We start from the raw sequence: 18,822 nt of genomic DNA, 5'->3' as shown, positions 1-18,822 counted from the left end.
ATTGACCCGCCTTCGCCCTTACTTATACTGATGTAAGTAAGGAGACTCCCCGATGGCGCTGGCGCACACGTTCAAGGCGAATCCGCACTGGCTGCCGCGGCAGAAGCCGCAGGCGATCGCCGCGATCCCGGGCGAGAACGGCCTGCCTTTCATCGGTAACACGCTGAAGCTGCTGCGCGATCCCGTGGGATTCGGCCATCACATGGTCGCGCGCTACGGTACCGTCTATCGCAACCATGCCTTTGGCGGCCCCTCCGTTACGCTGATGGGCGCCGAGGCGAACGAGCTGGTGCTGTTCGACCGCGACAAGGTCTTTTCGTCGGAACAGGGCTGGGGCCCGATGCTCAACCTGCTGTTCCCGCGCGGGCTGATGCTGATGGATTTCGAGAAGCACCGGGCCGACCGCAAGGTGATGTCGGTCGCGTTCAAGCCCGAGCCGATGCGCCATTATGCCGAGGCGCTGAATGCCGGTATTGCGCGCACCGTCAGCGGCTGGGCGGATCGGCCGATGCGCTTCTACGATGCGATCAAGACGCTGACGCTCGATCTCGCCGCCGACAGCTTTCTCGGCATGCCGCTCGGCCCCGAAGCCGACCGGATCAATCAGGCGTTCGTCGACGAGGTCCAGGCATCGGTCGCGCCGATCCGCGTGCCGCTGCCGGGCTCGATGATGAACAAGGGCGTGAAGGCGCGCGCTTATCTGATCGACCTGTTCCGGCGCGAGATCCCCAAGCGGCGGGCCAGTGCCGATGAGGGCCATGATTTCTTTTCGCAATTCTGCCGCGCGACCGACGACGCCGGCCAGCGGCTGTCCGACGACGCGATCGCCGATCACATGAACTTCCTGATGATGGCGGCGCACGACACGATCACCTCGTCAGCGACCAGCCTGGTCATGCTGCTCGGCCGCCACCCCGAATGGCAGGACCGGTTGCGCGAGGAGATCGCCGGGCTGGGACTGAATGACGCGGAAGGACTGCCTTATGGCCAGCTCGATCGGCTTGTGCTGACCGACTATGCGTTCAAGGAAGCGCTGCGGCTGGTACCGCCGGTGCCCTCGATCCCCCGGCGGGCGGTGCGAGCGTTCGATTTCGGGGGCTATCATATCCCGGCCGGGACGATGGTCGGCATCAGCCCGGCCTTCACGCACAAGATGGCCGAGCATTGGCCCGATCCACAAACCTTCGATCCAATGCGGTTCTCGCCCGAGGTCAGCAAGGGCCGGCACAAATATGCCTGGGTGCCGTTCGGCGGCGGCGCGCATATGTGCATCGGCCTGCATTTCGCGACGATGCAGATCCGCATCCTGATGGCCCACCTGCTCAGCCGCTACCGGATCGAGCTCGACGAAGCGGCCGGTGCCGAGTGGCAGGCCTGGCCCATCCCCCGGCCGAAGGATGGGCTGCCGGTGCGGTTCGTGCCGCTGGGGTGAGGCTTATTCGGCCGCGAGGTCCTCGAGCGCCGGATAATCGGTATATCCCTCCGCCCCCTGGCTGTACCAGGTCGCCATATTGTCCGGGTTGAGCGGCGCCCCCTTTTGCAGGCGGACCGGCAGGTCGGGATTGGCGAGGAAGGTACGGCCGAAGGTGATCGCGTCCGCCACACCCGAATCGAGCGCCGCCTGCGCATCGTCGGCGCGATAATCCGAATTGAGCACCAGCGGGCCCGGGAAGACCTGGCGGATTTCGGGCGACAGCTTGGGCTGGTCCGACCGGCCGAACGTGCCGTCGGGGCCGGGCTCGCGCAATTCGAGGAAGGCGATGCCGATCTCCGACAGCATCTTCGCGGCCGGTACGAACACTGCCTCGGGATTGCTGTCCTTCGCGCCCTGGGAATTGCCGTTGGGCGAGAGGCGCACCCCGGTACGATCGGCGCCGGCGATGCTGGCGACACGCTCGGTCACCTCGCGCAGCAGGCGCACGCGATTCTCGGGGTGGCCGCCATAATGGTCGTCGCGGAAGTTGGAATTGTCGCGCAGGAACTGGTCGATCAGATAGCCGTTCGCCGCGTGGATCTGCACGCCGTCGAAGCCCGCCGCGATCGCATTGCGCGTCGCGCGCGCATAATCGTCGAGCAGGCCGGGGAATTCGTCGAGCCGGAGCGGTCGCGCTTCCTCATAATCCTGCTTGCCGGCATAGGTATGCGCCTGGCCCGGCGCGGTCGTCGCCGAGGAGGAGACCGGTTGCGCGCCGCCGAGGCTGGAATGGACGATCCGGCCCATATGCCAGAGCTGCGCGACGATCCGCCCGCCGGCGGCGTGCACCTGGGCGACGACCGGCTTCCACGCTTCGGTCTGCTCGTCGGTCCACAGGCCTGGGGCGAAGGGCCAGCCAAGGCCCTGGCGCGAGATGCCGGTCGCTTCGGTGATGATCAGCCCGGCGCCGGCGCGCTGCGCATAATAATCGCCCATCAGCGGCTGCGGCACATGCTCGCGGGTCGAACGGCCACGGGTGAGCGGCGCCATCAGCACGCGGTTGGGCGCATGGATCGCGCCGAGCTGAACGGGATCGAAGAGGCTGGGCATGAAACTGAGTTTCCTTTTGCTACCTGACGCGTCAGACATAGAACGCTAAGGGGCCGCATGCACCAGCCCGCCTCTCCAAGAAAAACTGTCCTGTCGCAAAGCCTCGGCTCTCCGCGAATCGCCTTTATCGCGCTGATCGCGGCGAACGTCATGCTCGCTTTCGGCTCCTGGTTCGTGCGGATGGCGGATACCGGGCCGGTCGCATCCGCCTTCTGGCGAATCGCGCTGGCGACGCCGATCCTGCTCGCCGCGGCGATGGTCGGGGGCTGGCGGCCGAGGCGGCTCGGCCGGGGTATGTGGATATTGTTCGGCCTGGCGGGACTCTGCTTCGCCGCCGATCTCGGCGCCTGGCATATCGGCATCCTGCAGACGACTCTGGCCAATGCGACCCTGTTCGGCAATTCGGCGACCCTGTTCTTCCCGGTCTATGGCTTTCTGGCCGCGCGGGCGCTGCCGACGCGGATGCAGGGGATCGCGCTGGCCCTGGCGACGATCGGTGCGGCGCTGCTGATGGGCCGGTCCTATCAGCTCGATCCGAAGAACCTGGTCGGCGACCTGCTCTGCCTGCTCGCGGGCTTGCTCTACACTTTCTATTTCATCTTCATGCTGCGCATCCGCGAGCGGATGGATTCGCTGCCGGCGCTCGGTCTGGCCACCGGCGCCAGCATTCTGCCGCTGCTGCTGCTCGCGATCCTGATGGGCGAACGCATCTGGCCGCATGATTGGGCGCCGCTGATCGCGCTGGCGTTGGTCAGCCAGGTGATCGGGCAGGGCCTGCTGATCTACGCGCTCGGCAAGCTCTCGCCGCTGGTCGTCGGGATCGCGCTGCTGGTGCAGCCGGTGGTTGCCGCCTCGGTCGGGCTGATTGTCTATAACGAGCGGCTCGGCCTCCCCGATTTGATGGGGGCTGTGCTCGTCGCGGTCGCGCTGGTGCTGGTACGCGACAGGCCCGTGCCGCTTGCACCGGCCGAGGCCGGGTCTAGATAGGGGGCGAGGAGACGCATGATGGCCGCCCTGCCCGAGGACCCGACGCTCGACGAGGTGCGCGCGGCGCTGGCGCCGCTGATCGCGGCCAATGCCGCGTTCGACGGCTGGAACGACGCGGCACGCGATGCCGCCGCGGCGTCGGCTGGGGTCGACCGCGATATCGCAAAGGTCGCCTTTCCCGGTGGCGCGGCCGACATGATCGACGCCTGGTTCGGCGCGATCGATGCGGCGATGGCGATCGCCCTGCCGCCCGAGCGGCTCGCCACGATGAAGATCCGCGCGAAGATCACCGCGCTGGTCGAGGCACGCCTTGCCGAGGCCGCGCCGAATCGCGAGGCGCTGCGCCGCGCGCTGGCGGTCCTCGCGATGCCGCAGAATATGGTGCGGGGCGCGACACTCGGCTGGCGCGCGGCCGACCTGATGTGGCGGGCGGCGGGCGATACCGCGACCGACTATAATCATTACACCAAGCGCACGATCCTCGCGGGCGTCTATGCCGCGACGATCACCGTGTTTCTTGACGACGAGAGCGAGAATTGGGCCGATACCCGCGCCTTTCTCGCCCGGCGGATCGAGGGGATCATGCGATTCGAAAAGGCCAAATCGGGCTTCCTGGCGCGCACCGAGCATATGCCGAGCCTGTCGCGCTTCATCGGACGGCTACGCTATCCGGTGGTGTGACGTCGGCATGCGCTAATTCGCGCGACGGTTATTGATAATCAATCGCAACGGCCTTATTGCGAACTGGTGCAAACGCCTCTCAGCCTCGAATCGCTACCCCATCGCCAGCGCGCGACGGTCGCCGGAATCGCCTGGACCGAGTTGAGTGTGCCGGAAGCGCGACGCCTGCGCGAGCTTGGCTTCGACGAGGGCGTCGGAGTCGAAGTGTTGCACCGCGCAACTTTGGGCAAGGGCCCGATCGCCTGCCGCATCGGCCGCATGACCGTCGCGCTCCGCCGCGCCGTGGCGGGTGCGATCCATGTTTCCCCCATCGCCGGCTAGATTGGGCACCAAGTGAACGCCGCGCCGCTGGTGGCGCTGGTCGGCAATCCCAACGCCGGCAAGAGCGCGCTGTTCAACGCGTTGACCGGCGCGCGTCAGAAGGTCGGCAATTACCCCGGCGTGACGGTGGAGCGGCATTCGGGGCGTCTCGCGCTGCCCGATGGCCGCCCGGTCGAGCTGGTCGATCTGCCCGGAGCCTATAGCCTCGAACCATCGAGCCCGGACGAACGAGTCACGCGCGACGTGGTGACCGGCACCCAGGAGGGTGAGCGCCTGCCCGACGCGCTGGTCGTGGTGGTCGATGCCGCCAATCTCGACAATCATCTGCGCTTCACGCTGCAGCTCATCGCGCTGGGGCTGCCCGTGGTGGTCGCGCTCAACATGTTCGACCTGGCCGAGCGCGACGGACTGATCCTCGATCCAGAACGGCTGTCGCGCGAGCTTGGCGTGCCAGTCGTGCCGACCGTCGCGGTCCGCCGGCGCGGGCTGGAGGACCTCAAGGCGCGGCTGGGCGATATCCTGGTCCATGGCGCCGCCAAGCAGCTGCGTGCCAGCGACGGCAGCGTGCAGGAGGACATCGTCACGCTGCAGCGCCGCGCCCGCACGATCGCGGTGGCGTCGACCATTTCCGAGACGCCGACGCGGCGCTGGGGCCATGCGCTCGATGCGATCGCGCTGCATCCGGTCGTGGGGCCGATCCTGCTGCTCGGCCTGTTGTTCGTCATGTTCCAGTCGGTATTCGCCTGGTCCGAGGCGCCGATCGGCTGGATCGAATCGGGCATGGCCTGGCTCTCCACCCTGGCGGGCAGCGAACTCCCGGCCGGATTCCTGCGCTCGCTCATCGTCGACGGGCTGATCGCGGGCGTCGGCGCCGTCGTGGTGTTCCTGCCGCAGATCCTGATCCTGTTCACCTTCATCCTGGTGCTCGAAGCATCGGGCTATATGGTCCGCGCCGCCTTCCTGATGGACCGGCTGATGGCGCATGTCGGCCTGTCGGGCCGCGCCTTCATTCCGCTGCTGTCGAGCTTCGCCTGCGCCGTGCCCGGCATCATGGCGACGCGCACGATCGACGATGAGAAGGACCGGCTGACCACGATATTGATCGCGCCGCTGATGACCTGCTCGGCGCGGCTCCCGGTCTATACGCTGGTGATCGGCGCGCTGATCCCCAACACGAGGGTGCTGCCGCTGGTCGGGCTGCAGGGGCTGGTGATGTTCGGCCTGTATGTGCTCGGCATCGTCGGGGCGTTCGTCGCGGCGCTGGTGCTGCGGCGGACGGTGACCAAGGGCGCCTCGTCGGGCTTCATGATGGAGATGCCGAAATATCAATGGCCGCGGCTTGGCGATGTGCTGATCGGGCTGTGGAGCCGTGCCGTCATCTTCCTGAAGCGCGCGGGCACCACCATCGCGCTGACGGTCGTGCTGCTCTGGGCGCTGGCGAGCTATCCGGCCGCGCCGGCGGGGCAGAAGCAGAGCGAATATTCGATCGCCGGACGAATCGCTTCGGGCATCGAGGTCGTCGTGAAGCCGATCGGATTCAATCATGACATCGCGCTCGCCCTGCTGCCGGCGATGGCCGCGCGCGAGGCAGCGGTCGGGGCGATCGCGACGGTCTATTCGATCGACAATCCCGAGGAGGTGGCGGGCGAGACCAAGCTGGCGGATCGCCTGCGCGGCCGCTGGAGCCTGCCGACAGCACTCGCTTTCCTGATGTGGTTCGTCTTCGCGCCGCAATGTATTTCGACCATCGCCGTTACCCGACGGGAAACGAATGGGTGGAAGTGGCCGGCCTTCATGGTTGGCTATTTGTTCGCGCTCGCCTACATCGCTGCAGGGGCGACCTATTGGGCCGCTATCGGACTCGGTTTGTAGGAAGAAACATATGGCGGGCAGCGTCAACAAGGTCATTCTCGTCGGCAATCTGGGGCGCGACCCCGAAAGCCGCTCCTTCCAGAATGGCGGCAAGGTGGTGAACCTGCGTATCGCCACTTCGGACAGCTGGAAGGACAAGAACACCGGCGAGCGCAAGGAAAAGACCGAATGGCATTCGGTCGCGATCTTCAACGAAGGTCTGGCGAACGTCGCGGAGCGCTATCTGCGCAAGGGCAGCAAGGTCTATATCGAAGGCGCGCTGCAGACCCGTAAGTGGCAGGACGCCCAGGGCCAGGACAAATATTCGACCGAGATCGTGCTGCAGGGCTTCAATTCCGTGCTGACCATGCTCGATGGCGCGCCCGGTGGCGGCGGCGGCGGTGGCGGCTTTGGCGGCGGCCAGCGCGACGATTTCGGCGGCAATGACGATTTCGGCGGCGGATCGTCGGGTGGCTTCGGCGGCGGCGGCGGAAGCCGTGGCGGCGGCGCTCCGGCGAATCGCGGCAGCAGCAGCTTTGCGGACGATCTCGACGACGACGTGCCCTTCTGACCGTCTCGCGCGTTCACCCCTCATGAACGACGTTTCTCCGGCCGGTTCGGCCGCTCCTTCGGGCTGGCTGATCGACGAGGCGGCGCGTGCCGAGGCTTTGGCCGCGCATGATTTCGAATCGCTGCGCGACCATGACGGGCTGAGCCAGATCACCGACTTTGTCGCGGCCTTGTGCGACGCGCCGATCGCGCTGGTCAGCCTGGTCGAGGAACGCCGCCAGACCTTCCTCGCCCGCACCGGGCTGGAGGCGACCGAGACGCCGCGCGAGACCAGCTTCTGCGCCTTCGCGATGCGCGGGACCGAAATCATGGTCGTGCCCGACGCGACCCGGGACCAGCGCTTTGCCGACAATGCGCTGGTCACCGGCGATCCTTATATCCGATTCTATGCCGGCGCTCCGCTCGTTTCGGACGACGGCGTGCCGCTCGGTTCGCTCTGCGTGATCGACACCGTGCCGCGCGACGGATTGACGTCATTGCAGCATATGGGGCTCATGACCCTGGCCGAAGCGGTGATGGCCCGGCTGCGCGACAGCCGCGATGCGGCCGCATGGCGCGAGACCGAGAACGCCACCCACCGTGCGCTCAACGAAAGCCACAACCGTTTCCGTGTGCTCGCCGATGCCATGCCGCAGATGGTGTGGTCGACCCTGCCCGACGGCTATCACGATTATTACAATGCGCGCTGGTACGAGTTTACCGGCGTGCCCGAAGGCTCGACCGACGGCGAGGAATGGAATGGCATGTTCCACCCCGAAGATCAGCCGCGCGCCTGGGAGACCTGGCGTCACTCGCTCGCGACGGGTGATCCCTATCAGATCGAATATCGCCTGCGCCGTGCGGATGGCGCGTATCGCTGGACCCTGGGCCGCGCGCTGCCGTTGCGCGACGAATCGGGCGCGATCGTCCGCTGGTTCGGCACCTGCACCGACGTGCATGAGCAGAAGGAAGCGAGCGAGGAACGCGAGGTGATCGCGCAGGAGCTGAGCCACCGCATCAAGAATATCTTCGCTGTGATCGCCGGGCTGGTCGGATTCGCCGCCCGCACCAAGCCCGAGCTGGCCGGCATCGCCGAGGACCTGCGCGAGCGGATCACCGCGCTTGGCCGGGCGCATGATTTCGTCCGGCCGCACAGCGCGAATTCGCGCCCGGCGGTGTCGCAGAACAGCCTGCACGGCCTGCTGGGCGAGCTTTTCCGCCCCTATCAGTCGGCCGATCTGGAACGGATTGCCATCAACGGCACCGATGTCGAGATCGACGACCGTTCGGCGACCCCGCTCGCCCTGCTGTTCCATGAGCTTGCCACCAACGCGACCAAATATGGCGCCCTGGTCAACGATGCCGGACGGATCACGCTCGATATCGCCGCCATGGATGCCGGCATCACACTGCGCTGGACTGAAACCGGCGGGCCGCCGGTGACGTCACCGGAAGCGATGAAGGGTTTCGGATCGCAGCTGATGGAAATGAGCGCGGTGCGGCAACTCGGCGGCAAGATTACCCGCGACTGGATGCCGGAAGGACTGGTGGTGACGATCGAGGTGCCCGAACGCGCGTTCAGCCGCCGCTGATCTCGCGATCGAGCAATACGAGGTCATCATTGGCCGCGTCGCCGTGCGGCGTGCCGGCACTGGCCATTGCCGCTGCCGCCAGGATCGCCGCTTCGGAGAAGGGCTTGCGGATGTAGCCGAGTGCGCCCTTGGCGGTGCCGATCTGCGCTGGATTGGCGGTGACGAAGATCACTTTCACGCCGTAATCGCGCGCGAGCGTCGCGGCGAGGTCCGGGCCCGTGGGTCCGTCGCGGAGATTCACGTCGATCAGGGCGAAATGACAATCATCGGCGGCCTCGATCGCGCCGAGACGATCCGCCGCAATCGCCTTCACATGATAGCCGGCGTCGGTCAGGATCCGCTCGAGATCGAGCGCCACGAAAATCTCGTCTTCGACAATAAGGGCGGTAGTCGGCATGGAGTCCTCGGAAACTTCCTGCCGCAAACACGCGAAGGGACCGAAGAGTTCCTGATCGACATCAATTCCTGAGCAGGAACACCGCATGCTCGGCGAAGAAATTGGCCGCCGCCGAGGTCGTGCGCTTGTCGCCGGACAGGAACCACGCCCCCTCCACCGTGATGCCGCGCTCTTTCACAAAGCCCCGGAAATCGTCGATCGTGACGTGGTGGATGTTGGGCGTGTCGTACCATTGCTCGGGCAGCAGCCGGGTCACCGGCATCCGTCCGCCCCACATCAGCGAGGTTCGTCCGCGCCAATGCGCGAAATTGGGGAAGGAGACAAAAGCGCGCCGGCCGATCCGGAGCAGATGATCGAGCACCACATCCGGCCGCCGCGTCGTCTGCAGCGTCTGGCTGAGGATCGCATAGTCGAAGCTGGCCTCGGGATAGTCAGCCAGATCCGAATCCGCGTCGCCCTGGATTACCGATAATCCGCGCGAGACCGCCGCGGCGACATTGCCCGCATCCAGCTCCAGCCCGCGCGCGTCGACACCTTTCGCGTCGCGCAGCACCGCCATCAGCGCGCCGTCGCCGCATCCGACATCGAGGATACGGCTGCCCGGCGCGACATTGTCGGCGATGACGGCAAGGTCGGGGCGGAGGCTCATGTCGCAGCCCCGTACACGTCGGGAAAGTAGCGCTGCATGAACAGCGTCGTATCGGTCACCCGCTCCCAGCCAAGCGCTTCGTAGACGCCGTGCGCATCGCGCGTGCCGAGGATCCAGCGCCGTAGCCCCTGAAGCTCGGGCAGCGCCTGCAATTCCGCCACCATCGCGCGGGCGATGCCCTGGCCTCGATGCGCCTCGAGCACATAGACATCGGCGAGATAGGCGAAGGTCGCGCCGTCACTCACCACGCGCGCGAAACCGATCTGCGCATCGCCGTCGAACGCGCCGACGCAGTACGAGCCGTTGATCGCCCGATCCACCAGGTCGCGCGGGATGCCGGCCGCCCAATAGCTCCGGACGAGATAGGCGTGGATCGCCTCGACCTGCATCTCGGCGCGATCGGTCGTCAGCCGGAAGCCGATCATGCGCCCGCCCTCAGAAAACCGTCGATCACCCGGTTCATGCCGGGCGAATCGAGCAGGAAGGCGTCGTGGCCGAACGGGCTGTTCAGCTCGACGAAACTGACCGGGGCGCCCGCCGCGTTGAGCGCATGGACGATCGCGCGCGATTCCGAGGTAGGATAGAGCCAGTCGGTATCGAAGCTGATCAGGCAGAAGCGCGCCTTGCTCGCACGGAAAGCGTTCGCGAGCTGCCCGCCATGTTCCTCGGCAAGGTCGAAATAGTCGGTCGCCCGGGTGATGTAGAGATAGGAATTGGCATCGAACCGGTCGACGAAGCTGATCCCCTGGTGGCGCAGATAGCTTTCCACCTGGAAATCGGCGTCGAAGCCGAAGCTTTTGGCGCTGCGCGTCTGCAGGCGGCGGCCGAACTTCTCGGTCAGCCCCGCTTCCGACAGATAGGTGATGTGCGCCGCCATGCGCGCGACCGCGAGGCCGGCCGCGGGAGGGTCGCCCGTTTCGTAATAGTCGCCGCCGCGCCAGTTCGGGTCGGCCATCACCGCCTGGCGGCCGACCTCGTGAAAGGCGATGTTCTGCGCCGTGTGCCGCGCGGCCGACGCGATGACGATCGCCGCCCTGACCCGATCCGGGAAGGTCGCCGACCAGCTCAGCGCCTGCATGCCGCCCATCGAGCCGCCGATCACCGCCGCGAGCCGATCGACGCCGAGATGATCGAGCAGCATCGCCTGCGCCCGAACCATGTCGCGGATGGTGATGACCGGAAAGCCCATGCCCCAGGGCTTGCCGGTCGCCGGATTGACCGTCGCCGGGCCCGAGGAGCCGGTGCAGCCGCCGAGAACGTTGCTGGAGATGATGAAATGACGATCGGGATCGACCGGCTTGCCGGAGCCGACCAGCCGGGTCCACCAGCCGGGCTTGCCGGTGATCGGGTGGTTGCTCGCGACATTCTGGTCACCGGTCAGCGCGTGGCAGATCAGGATCGCGTTGCCGCCGTCCGGCGCGAGTGTGCCATAGGTTTCGTAGGCGATATCGACCGGCGACAGCAGCGCGCCACCATCGAGCCGTAGCGGCCCGGGCAGGGTGACATGGCGATCCAGCCCAAAGCGCGCATCGTCCGACATTGACGCGGCGTTAGGCCGCGATGCGCCCCCGTTCAAGCGTTGGCGTTCAAGCGAGATGCGCGGCCATGATCGCCTCGGCCGCCATCCGCCCGGTCTGCGCGCCGCCATTCATATAGCCCGGATAGGCATCCGACAGATGCTCACCGGCGAACTGGAGCCGCCCCGCAAGGGCGCGGTGCTTCGGCCCGCTTTCGCCCTCGACCCAGATCAGCTCGCCGAAACGGGTGAGCTGGCCGGGCCGGAAATTGACATAGGCGCCGAGCGTCAGCGGATCGCGATGCCAGCCGGTGCGCCGCACCACGCCGCTCATCGCCGCGCCGAAGCCCGGCACGCCGCCCTCCGCCATGGTCGCGAAGCGGCGCGCGAGCTGGTTCGGGTCCATGGCATCAGCAGCGGTTACCTCGTCGCCGCCAAGGAACCAGGTCCAGACGCTGCCGGCATCGGTCGCCGGTCGAATGCCGCCGTCCCAGCCCAGCGCGGCACCGGCCAAAGCGTCGGTCTGCCACAGCTCGCCACCGCGCCCCATCGGCCCCTCCCAGGGGCGTGACGTCATGACGGCCTGAACCTTCTCGTTATACCCCAGGTCCACCTCGGCGATGAAGCGGCGCCACAAGGGCGGCAGCGGCACGCGGAAGTCGATCTGGCGCATCAGCGGCGCGGGTACCGCGACGATCACCGCACCGGCAGTGACTGACGTGCCGTCGAGAAAGGTCAGGCGCGCGCCGGCGCCATGCGTGTCGATCCGCAACAGCCTTTTGCCGGTTTCGACACGGTTGCCGAGCCTTGCCTGCATCGCCGCGATCAGCGCGCCGCTGCCGCCGTCGATCAGATAGCGCTCGTCGCTGTGGCTGAGCACATCGACTCGCTCGCCATCGACCGTCGGCAGGTTGAACACCAGCTCGATTGCCGAGGCCTGGCCAGGCTCCACGCCATATTCGGTGCGGCTGGTCGCCTCCATCAACTGGCGTACCCAGGGCTGGGGCAGCTTGTCGGCATGCTTGTCGAGGTAACCGCTGATCGAGAGGCGATCGAGTTCCCGCGCGGTCCGTTCATAAGCCTTGTCGAGACGATCCGAATCCAGCGCGATCTGCGCGGCGATCGGGCGGAGCGCCTCGGCAAGCGCGGCAGTCGACAGCACCGCGCCATTGGCAAGCACCAGGGTGCGATGCGCCTCGCCCTTGCGATCGATCAGGCCGATATCGAACGCCTTGGCCAGCTTGTGCATGTCGTCATGGTCGGAATTGACCAGCTGGCCGCCGATCTCCATCGGCGCGCCGTCCGCCGGCCGGTGCGTGAACATGCGCCCGCCGAGACGCGGCCGCGCCTCATAGATGCGCGCGTCGATCCCGGCCTGGGTGAGGCGCCACAAAGCGGTCAGCCCGGCGATGCCGCCGCCGATGATCGCGACCGGGCCATGGATCGGCGCGGCGCGCAGCGGACGCGGCACGGCGGCGACGAGACCGGCCGCACCGATCGCCTTGAGCAAGGCGCGGCGGCTCAGCCCCGGCGATCCTTCGACCGGCGGCTTCTCCCCCGCTGCCGCCAGATTCATCCGGCGCGCCGCTTCCAGCGCTCCCCAGAAAGTCGAACTGCCCCGCATCCAGCTTTCCCCTGCTTTCGCATTTCCTAGCAGGAGTACGGCAGAGCGCCAGCTTGCCTTAGTGAAAGCCATGAGCCATGCGGGCGGCCATGCTTCCCTTCGCTCGTATAACCATCATCGGCATCGGCCTGATCGGCTCCTCGATCGCGCATGCCGTCCGCGCCCAGATGCCCACGGTGCGGCTGACCGGCTATGACGCCGATGGCGAGGTCCGCGCGATCGCCGACCGGCTCCAGCTGTTCGACGACGTGACCGACACGGCCGGCGCATCGGTGATCGATGCCGATCTGATCATCCTGTGCGTGCCGGTGGGTGCGATGGGTTCGGTGGGGGCGGAGATCGCCGCCGACCTGCCAGCCGATGCGGTCGTCAGCGATGTCGGGTCATGCAAGGAGGATGTCGTACGCGCGCTGGCCGAAGCGCTGCCTGGCGCAACGGTCATCCCGGCGCATCCCGTCGCAGGCACCGAGCGCAGCGGCCCGGAGGCGGGTTTCGCCACGCTGTTCCACAAGCGCTGGTGCATCGTGACGCCGCCAGAGGGCGCCGATCCGGTCGCGATCGAGCGCGTCAGCGAATTCTGGCGCCGGCTGGGCGCCGAGGTGGAGACGATGGAGCCCGGCCATCACGACCGTGTGCTCGCCATCACCAGCCATCTGCCGCACCTGATCGCCTACACCATCGTCGGCACCGCCTCCGACATGGAGGAGGTGACGCGCAGCGAGGTGATCAAATATTCGGCCGGCGGTTTCCGCGACTTCACGCGCATCGCCGCGTCCGACCCGACCATGTGGCGCGACGTGTTCCTCGCCAATCGCGAGGCGGTGCTCGACATGCTGCAGCGCTTCTCCGAGGACCTGTCGGCGCTGCAGCGCGCGATCCGCTGGGGCAAGGGCGACGAATTGTTCGACCTGTTCACCAAGACAAGGGCGATCCGGCGCGGCATCATCGAGCAGGGCCAGGACGATCCGGCCCCCGATTTCGGCCGGACGCACGAATAGCCCTAGATATCGAGGGCATTGATCGCTTCGTGTACCCGGCGCTCGGCCTCGGCGCGGGGCAGGCCGGGCGGGATCGGCTCACCAAAGCGGAAGGTCACCACGCCGGGCAGCTTGGGGCCGCGCTTCGGCCACACCTTGCCGCTGTCGATCGCGACCGGGATCACCGGGATCTTGAGCATCTGGTAAAGGCCGGCAAAACCCGCACGCAGCGGCGGCTGCTCGCCCGGCGGCACTCGCGTACCTTCCGGAAAGATCAGGATCGAGCGCCCCAGCGCCAGCTCGGCCTGGCCCTCGCGTACCATCCGCCGCAGCGCACCGGCCGAGGCCTCGCGATCGACGACGATGACGCCATAGCGTCGTGCCGCCCAGCCCCAGACCGGAATCGAGGCAAGTTCCTGCTTCATCACGATCGCCGGGGTGCGCAGCAGCCGGCCGAGTTCCAGCGTCTCGTACATCGCCTGGTGCTTGGCGGCGTAGATCACCGGGCCGGGGGCGAACAGATTGCCCTCCACCCGACGATGGATGCCCAGGATATACTCGGTCGCCCAGCCGTGGAACTTCGTCCACAAATGGGTGTGAACGATCAGCGCCTTGCGGCCGAACAGCGCCGTGACCGGCGTGAGCAGCACGATCGGGACCGAAATGCCGTAAAAGACGATCATGAACAGGATCGTCCGGAACCAGATCATGCGCCGATCCCCAGCCAGAGCGCCACGCGGCGCAGCAGCAGCTTGTTATATTCGGCGACCAGCAGGCCGAAGCGCGGTTTGCTCGGCACGCCATCGCCCAGCACCGCGACATCGCCGTCGAGCGCGTTGGTCAGCTCGAGCCGCGCCCGGGCGAGGTGCCAGTCCGAGGTGACCAGACGCACCGATTTATAATGATGCCGCTTCACCCAGTCGGCCGTCTCCTCGGCATTGGAGCGGGTGTCGACCGCCTCGCGGCCGAGATCGATACAGCAGGCGAACAGCGACGGCGCCTCGCGATATTCGTGCGCCAGCTCGACCGGCCGCACCTCGGGCGCGACGCCGGTCACGAGCATGCGCTTCGCGGCACGCGCCTTGAGCAGCACGATACCGCGGTCGATCCGCCCCGCGCCACCGGTCGGCACCACGATCGCGTCGGTTGTCGCATTCTCCAGCGGCTTGGGCATGGCGAGCAGGAACAGCCCAAAGCCCGCGGCCCAGAGCAGCGCCAGCACGCCAAGGGTGCGCATGATCACAGAATCCGCCTCAGTGCACCGAGCACCGCAAGCCGCGCCGCATAGGTCGCTAACAGGGCGAAGGCGAGCGGAAGCATGGAGAGCAGAATCCAGTCGCGCGTCGACAGTTGCAATCCGCCGAGCAAGTCCGACCCCAGGGTCGCGAGCTGCAACCCGACCAGGACCACCATCCCAGCCGCGACCAGCGTGCCCAGCGCCCCGCCGAACAAGGTATCGAGCGCAATCCGCCGCTGGAACAACCGCGCGACCTGGATGTCGGTCGAGCCGAGCATGTGCAGCACCTCGATCGTGTCGCGGTGAGTCTCGAGCCCGGCGCGCGCGGCCAGGATGACGACGGCCCCGGTGGCGGCCGCCATCAGCGCGACCAGCCCGGCGGCGAGCCAGGTGACCATGTTCATGAAATTGCTGACCGGCGACATCCAACTTTCGTGCCGGTCGACCCGGGCCGCCGGCGCGACCGCCTGCACGGTGCTCGTCACCCGGGCGACGGCGGCGTCGTTGGCGATGCCCAGGTCGACGTCGATCATCGCCGGCACCGGCAGATCGGGATCGGCGCCGTCCGGCCCGAGCCAGGGGCCGAGCAGCTTGGCGAGCTCGGCACGGTTCACCTCGACGGCGCGCGACACCTCGGGCAGGCCGCGCAACGCAGCCAGCGCCTTTGCCGTCTGGTCTTCGCGGGCGCGATCGGCCGGCTCGACGATCTGGACCGTCAGTCGCCCCGCCAGCTGCCGGTCGAGCAAGGTCGCGGCACTCAGCGTGCCGAGTCCCAGCGCGGCCGCCAGTACCGTCAGGAACAGCATGATCGCCATGATCCACATCATCGCGCGCGTGCCCCGGCTCTCGTCGAGCAGGCGGCGATCCGCGGCGGAGGCGATCAGCCGGACGCTCATTCGGACTCGGCCGGTGGCGGTGGGAAGCGTAGCGATCCCGTTGGATCGAGCAGGCGCCCCTTGTCGAGCCGCATCATGTGCGCATTGGGGATGCGCCCGAGCAGGTGGAAATCATGAGTCGCGACGACGACCGTGGTGCCCAGCCGGTTGAGCGAATCGAACAAATGGAGCAATCGTTCGGCCATATCGGGATCGACATTGCCGGTCGGCTCGTCGGCGACGAGGATTTCGGGTCGGCCGATCACGGCCCGGGCGATCGCCACGCGCTGCTGCTCGCCGCCCGACAGTGTCTGCGGCCTGGCCTGGACCCGGTCGGACAGGCCCACCCAGGCGAGCATCTCGCGCACCGGCGCCTCGACATCGCTTTCGGGAACGCCGGAAACGCGCAGGGGCAGCGCGATATTGTCATAGGCTGAAAGGTGCGGGACGAGCCGGAAGTCCTGGAACACCACGCCGATCCGTCGCCGGAAACCGGGCAAGCGCTTGCGCGGCAGGGTCACCGCATCCTCGCCGAACAGCCGGATCATCCCGCGGGTCGGGCGCTGCGAGAGATAGAGCAGCTTCAGCAGCGACGTCTTGCCCGCGCCGCTCGCTCCGGTGAGAAAATAGAAGGAGCCGGTCGACAGCGTGAAGCTGACGTCGGACAACGTCTCCTGGTCCGTGCCGTAGCGCAGCCCCACATTCTCGAACTGGACGATATTCGCCATTACCGGCGCAACGCTCGCTTCATTACTGATGCCCCGCCACCGCCATCGCACGTTCGGGGCGCGCGCCACAAGCGCGGGCGTGAGGGCGCCGACCCGAAAGGCTTGCCACGGGCCGCTGGTGCGTGCTTAGATTCGGGACAGGCGCGGCGCGGTCCGCGGCGCCGGAAGCGGCCAAGATGATCCTCGAATGCACCCAATGCCGGACTCGTTACCTCGTACCCGATTCGGCGATCGGGTCCGAAGGACGGACCGTGCGGTGCGCGAGCTGCAAGCATAGCTGGTTCCAGCCTGGCCAGGTGCTCGATCTGGTCGCCCGGGCAGAAGCCGGCGGTACGGCATCGCCACGCCCCGCCCCGACCCCGGCGCCCCCTCCACCGCCCGATGTCGAGATCGCACCACCCGGCACGGCGCCGGATTACGACGCCTTCGCGCATCAGCCGCCCTTCCGACCGCGCCGCAACCCGGCAAAGCGCTGGACCATGGCGGCCTTTGCGGCCGGCTTCGCCATGCTGGTGGGCGCTGCCGCCATCCTCTATTCGGGCGCGCCCGGCCTCGCCAAGCAGTTCGGCCTGCCGATCGGCACCCCGCCGACGCCGCTCAAGATCGTCAACAACCCGATCGACCGGCGCGACCTGGCCAATGGCAGCGAGATGTTCGCGATCAGCGGCAGGGTGGTGAACCCGACCGACCAGCGCCAGCCCGTCCCCGACATCCGTGTAGAGCTGAAGGATGCGCAGAACCGGCTGGTCTATAGCTGGACGATCAGGCCCGAGACGATGTCGCTGGCCCCGCACGGTACGGTCGAGTTCAACAGCGCGAAGCTCGACGTGCCGGTCAATTCGAAGCAGCTGGTGCTGAGCTTTTCCGGCGAATCCGCCAACTGACCAGCGCGAAGCGGCTGCCGTGCAGCAGCGTGGCCGCGACCATGCCGATGCCCGAGGCATAGACCAGCCCGGTGAGCCCCCAGCCGAGATGGATCAGCCCCCAGCCAGCCCCGCCCGTCACCAGGAAGAAGGCGATGATGCTGTTGCCTCCGGCCACGACCTGATCGCCGAGCGAACGGAGTGCATAGACGAACACCACCTGAACCCCGTCGAACAGGATGAAGGGCGCCCATAAAGGCACCATCGCCAGCGCGAGCAAATGCACCTCCTCGGTCGCCGGGAACAGCGCGACGATAGCCGCGCTTCCTATCACCAACAGCAGGGCGAGCAGCCCGGTGAGCAGCGCCGCGATCGACGCTGCGATCACCGTGCGCGGAAGGGCCTGGCGCGGCACGCCTTCTCCCACCGCATTGCCGACGCGCACGCCCGCTGCCGATCCCAGCCCGAGCGCCACGGAAAAGGTGACATTGTGGATCGAGAAGACGATCTGGAAGGCATGCGCCGCCGCGTCGCCGAGCCGGGTGGACAGCGCGATCAGGATCGAAAAGCCGGCCAGCTCGAGCCCCGAAGCGATCGCCGGCACCACGCCGAACGCCGCCAGCCGCGCCGCGCCGGCCGGAACGCTTCGCCATGCCGCGAGCGACAGGTCATGCACCCCGCGCAGCTTCGCCCGCGGCAATGTCCAGGCAGCACCGATCATCCCGAAGGCGCCGATCGCCGAGGCGATCGCTGTCGCCGCCGCTGCCCCGACAGCACCAAGCGCGGGCAACCCGAGATGACCGCCCGACAGCGCCCAGGCCAGCACCGCGTTGATCGGGAGGATCGCGAGATTGACCGTCGTCACCCGGCGCGGGCGGCTGACTCCTTCCAGGAAGAAGCTGGCCGCCACGATGATCAGCTGGAACGGGAAGCAGAGCGCCATCACCTGCACGACGCGCGCCGATCGGGGGACGAGTCCCTCCGCCACGCCCATGCCGGCGAGCATCGGCGCCGCGAAGAGCAGCAGCACAAGCCCCGCCGCGCTGCCCAGCAGCAGGGCGAGCAACAAGCCTTCGCGCAGCACCGCCCCTGTGCGCTCCAAATCGCCAGCGCCATCGGCGCGCGAGGCATGGACCAGTACCCCCGACAGGGCAGCGAGACCGGCGACGATCGCGACGAAGGTCAGCGAGCGGCTCGCGCCCAGGGCAGCGACCTCCTCGGTACCGACCAGCCCGACCACCACCACATCGGTGACGTGCAGGATCGTCCAGTTGAGGCTGGTCAGCATCACCGGCCAGGCGAGTCCCAGGATTCGCCGGGTTTCGTCTCCGATCGGATAGGAAGGGGCGATACCGCGCATCGCGTCCTGCTAGCTGTGATCTTTCGATAGGTTGTTCATCCGGTTCTGTCCGAGCAGACTGAGGTTGCGAAGCTTCAGCTGTCAGGAGGAA

The 18,822-nt window shown here is 67.3% G+C and carries 20 protein-coding genes; 9 read left to right on the top strand and 11 right to left on the bottom strand.

What is annotated here, in order from left to right; translation table 11 throughout:
- Nucleotides 1-52 precede the first annotated feature (52 nt).
- Nucleotides 53-1,432, top strand: a complete 1,380-nt coding sequence (locus AC1RT8_RS22515) for a cytochrome P450 (protein ID WP_493078534.1) — start codon at nucleotides 53-55, stop codon at nucleotides 1,430-1,432.
- 3 nt (nucleotides 1,433-1,435) lie between these two features.
- On the opposite strand, the gene AC1RT8_RS22510 is transcribed toward AC1RT8_RS22515, so the two are convergent.
- On the bottom strand, nucleotides 1,436-2,524 hold the full coding sequence (locus tag AC1RT8_RS22510) for an alkene reductase (RefSeq protein WP_493078532.1): 1,089 nt from the start codon (nucleotides 2,522-2,524) through the stop codon (nucleotides 1,436-1,438).
- Nucleotides 2,525-2,581: 57 nt separating this feature from the next.
- Between AC1RT8_RS22510 and AC1RT8_RS22505 the strand changes: the two genes are divergently transcribed.
- The 6 genes from AC1RT8_RS22505 (at nucleotide 2,582) to AC1RT8_RS22480 (ending at nucleotide 8,505) form a co-directional block, all read left to right on the top strand.
- Nucleotides 2,582-3,511, top strand: coding sequence for a DMT family transporter (locus AC1RT8_RS22505; protein WP_493078531.1), 930 nt, complete (start codon nucleotides 2,582-2,584; stop codon nucleotides 3,509-3,511).
- Nucleotides 3,512-3,529: 18 nt separating this feature from the next.
- Nucleotides 3,530-4,192: a COQ9 family protein gene (locus AC1RT8_RS22500; RefSeq protein WP_493078530.1), complete on the top strand. Its 663-nt coding sequence runs from the start codon at nucleotides 3,530-3,532 to the stop codon at nucleotides 4,190-4,192.
- A 66-nt stretch (nucleotides 4,193-4,258) separates the two neighbouring features.
- Nucleotides 4,259-4,513, top strand: coding sequence for a FeoA family protein (locus AC1RT8_RS22495; RefSeq protein ID WP_372856457.1), 255 nt, complete (start codon nucleotides 4,259-4,261; stop codon nucleotides 4,511-4,513).
- Between the two features lie 12 nt (nucleotides 4,514-4,525).
- Nucleotides 4,526-6,385 (top strand): ferrous iron transporter B, encoded by a 1,860-nt coding sequence (gene feoB, locus AC1RT8_RS22490; RefSeq protein ID WP_493078527.1) that lies wholly within the window; start codon nucleotides 4,526-4,528, stop codon nucleotides 6,383-6,385.
- A gap of 10 nt (nucleotides 6,386-6,395) precedes the next feature.
- A complete protein-coding gene (ssb, locus tag AC1RT8_RS22485) occupies nucleotides 6,396-6,935 on the top strand; it encodes a single-stranded DNA-binding protein (RefSeq protein WP_493078525.1) in 540 nt (179 codons plus the stop codon).
- A 22-nt stretch (nucleotides 6,936-6,957) separates the two neighbouring features.
- A complete protein-coding gene (locus AC1RT8_RS22480; RefSeq protein ID WP_493078523.1) occupies nucleotides 6,958-8,505 on the top strand; it encodes a sensor histidine kinase in 1,548 nt (515 codons plus the stop codon).
- On the opposite strand, the gene AC1RT8_RS22475 is transcribed toward AC1RT8_RS22480, so the two are convergent.
- The 5 genes from AC1RT8_RS22475 to AC1RT8_RS22455 all read right to left on the bottom strand — a co-directional run bounded on the left by AC1RT8_RS22475 (nucleotide 8,492) and on the right by AC1RT8_RS22455 (nucleotide 12,691).
- Entirely contained in the window at nucleotides 8,492-8,902 is a 411-nt protein-coding gene (locus AC1RT8_RS22475; protein ID WP_493078521.1) for a response regulator, read from the bottom strand. The genes AC1RT8_RS22480 and AC1RT8_RS22475 overlap by 14 nt on opposite strands.
- Nucleotides 8,903-8,963: 61 nt before the next feature.
- Nucleotides 8,964-9,551, bottom strand: coding sequence for a methionine biosynthesis protein MetW (gene metW / locus AC1RT8_RS22470; RefSeq protein WP_493078519.1), 588 nt, complete (start codon nucleotides 9,549-9,551; stop codon nucleotides 8,964-8,966).
- Nucleotides 9,548-9,976: a GNAT family N-acetyltransferase gene (locus tag AC1RT8_RS22465; protein ID WP_493078517.1), complete on the bottom strand. Its 429-nt coding sequence runs from the start codon at nucleotides 9,974-9,976 to the stop codon at nucleotides 9,548-9,550. The genes metW and AC1RT8_RS22465 overlap by 4 nt, the downstream gene beginning before the upstream one ends.
- The gene (gene metX, locus AC1RT8_RS22460) at nucleotides 9,973-11,091 is read right to left on the bottom strand and encodes a homoserine O-acetyltransferase MetX (RefSeq protein WP_493078515.1); all 1,119 of its coding nucleotides are present in this window, start codon (nucleotides 11,089-11,091) and stop codon (nucleotides 9,973-9,975) included. The genes AC1RT8_RS22465 and metX overlap by 4 nt, the downstream gene beginning before the upstream one ends.
- A gap of 46 nt (nucleotides 11,092-11,137) precedes the next feature.
- On the bottom strand, nucleotides 11,138-12,691 hold the full coding sequence (locus tag AC1RT8_RS22455) for a flavin monoamine oxidase family protein (RefSeq protein WP_493078514.1): 1,554 nt from the start codon (nucleotides 12,689-12,691) through the stop codon (nucleotides 11,138-11,140).
- An 89-nt stretch (nucleotides 12,692-12,780) separates the two neighbouring features.
- On the opposite strand from AC1RT8_RS22455, the gene AC1RT8_RS22450 reads away from it, so the two are divergent.
- Nucleotides 12,781-13,689 (top strand): prephenate/arogenate dehydrogenase family protein, encoded by a 909-nt coding sequence (locus AC1RT8_RS22450; protein ID WP_493078513.1) that lies wholly within the window; start codon nucleotides 12,781-12,783, stop codon nucleotides 13,687-13,689.
- Nucleotides 13,690-13,691: 2 nt separating this feature from the next.
- On the opposite strand, the gene AC1RT8_RS22445 is transcribed toward AC1RT8_RS22450, so the two are convergent.
- The 4 genes from AC1RT8_RS22445 to ftsE are packed head-to-tail and all read right to left on the bottom strand — an operon-like array spanning nucleotide 13,692 to nucleotide 16,508.
- Nucleotides 13,692-14,378, bottom strand: a complete 687-nt coding sequence (locus tag AC1RT8_RS22445; protein ID WP_493078511.1) for a lysophospholipid acyltransferase family protein — start codon at nucleotides 14,376-14,378, stop codon at nucleotides 13,692-13,694.
- Nucleotides 14,375-14,911, bottom strand: a complete 537-nt coding sequence (locus tag AC1RT8_RS22440; protein ID WP_493078509.1) for a YdcF family protein — start codon at nucleotides 14,909-14,911, stop codon at nucleotides 14,375-14,377. The genes AC1RT8_RS22445 and AC1RT8_RS22440 overlap by 4 nt, the downstream gene beginning before the upstream one ends.
- Nucleotides 14,908-15,801, bottom strand: a complete 894-nt coding sequence (locus AC1RT8_RS22435) for a cell division protein FtsX (protein ID WP_493078507.1) — start codon at nucleotides 15,799-15,801, stop codon at nucleotides 14,908-14,910. Before AC1RT8_RS22435 ends, AC1RT8_RS22440 begins: the two co-directional genes overlap by 4 nt.
- Complete coding sequence (gene ftsE / locus AC1RT8_RS22430; RefSeq protein WP_493078505.1) at nucleotides 15,798-16,508, bottom strand: cell division ATP-binding protein FtsE; 711 nt, start codon at nucleotides 16,506-16,508, stop codon at nucleotides 15,798-15,800. The genes AC1RT8_RS22435 and ftsE overlap by 4 nt, the downstream gene beginning before the upstream one ends.
- A 176-nt stretch (nucleotides 16,509-16,684) precedes the next feature.
- Here ftsE and AC1RT8_RS22425 point away from each other — a divergent pair, with 176 nt between their 5' ends.
- Nucleotides 16,685-17,392, top strand: a complete 708-nt coding sequence (locus tag AC1RT8_RS22425) for an MJ0042-type zinc finger domain-containing protein (RefSeq protein ID WP_493078703.1) — start codon at nucleotides 16,685-16,687, stop codon at nucleotides 17,390-17,392.
- Here the strand turns inward: AC1RT8_RS22425 and AC1RT8_RS22420 are convergent.
- Nucleotides 17,343-18,731 (bottom strand): MATE family efflux transporter, encoded by a 1,389-nt coding sequence (locus AC1RT8_RS22420; protein ID WP_493078503.1) that lies wholly within the window; start codon nucleotides 18,729-18,731, stop codon nucleotides 17,343-17,345. The two genes, AC1RT8_RS22425 and AC1RT8_RS22420, sit on opposite strands and share 50 nt — an antisense overlap.
- Nucleotides 18,732-18,822: the final 91 nt, after the last annotated feature.

The organism is Sphingomonas sp. GW821-FHT10F11, from assembly GCF_058809095.1.
This window is presented reverse-complemented; position numbering and strand designations above follow the sequence as displayed.